The 893-nt window shown below is 43.6% G+C and carries 1 protein-coding gene; it reads left to right on the top strand.

The features are described 5' to 3' along the window. On the top strand, positions 1-893 hold an 893-nt coding region (locus GNF10_RS37150), incomplete at both ends, for an amino acid adenylation domain-containing protein (protein WP_185607510.1).

The following is an 893-nucleotide window of genomic DNA, read 5'->3' as shown; positions in this document are numbered from 1 at the left end:
TGGTCACAAATTGCCCAAAACAATCAAGATAACCCAACTAGTGAAGCCAAAGCTTTTAATCTAGCTAATGTAATTTATACTTCAGGCTCAACAGGTAGACCTAAAGGTGTGATGGTTGAGCATAAGGGATTATGCAACTTAGCTCAAGCTCAGATTCAAACTTTTGACTTGACTTCGGATAGCCGCGTTCTCCAATTTGCCTCCTTCAGTTTTGATGCTTCCATCTCAGAAATTTTGATGGCTCTAGGAGCAGGTGCAACGCTGTACTTGGGAACAAAAGACTCTCTATTCCCAGGGATGCCGTTAATTGAACGATTACGTGATTATTCTATTACCCATATCACGCTACCACCATCGGCGTTAGCAGTTATGCCTTTTGAGGAGCTTCCGGCACTGCAAACAATAATTGTCGCTGGAGAAGCAAGTTCAGCTGAATTAATCAAGCAATGGTCTATTGGCAGAAACTTCTTCAACGCTTACGGGCCAACGGAAGCTAGTGTTTGTGCCACGATTGCAAAATGCACCTTTGACGAGAAAATATCTATTGGTCGTGCGATCGCCAATACACAAGTTTACATCTTAGACGAAAATTTACAACCAGTGCCTGTGGGTGTACCAGGAGAGTTACACATCGGTGGTGTGGGATTGGCAAGAGGCTATCTCAACCGTCCAGAACTAACTCAGGAAAAATTTATTATCAACCCCTTTGGTTCTGGTCGCCTCTACAAAACTGGGGATTTGGCACGTTATTTATCGGATGGCAACATTGAATACCTGGGACGAATTGACAATCAAGTTAAAATTCGGGGCTTCCGTATCGAGTTGGGAGAAATCGAAGCATTACTGAGCCGACATGATGATGTGCAGATATGTTGTGTCATCGCTCGTGAAGA

Origin of the sequence: Nostoc sp. UCD121, from assembly GCF_014222285.1 — a bacterium.
Lineage (GTDB): Bacteria > Cyanobacteriota > Cyanobacteriia > Cyanobacteriales > Nostocaceae > Nostoc.
The sequence above is the reverse complement of the archived record's forward strand: the minus strand, read 5'-3'. Positions and strand labels throughout refer to the sequence as shown.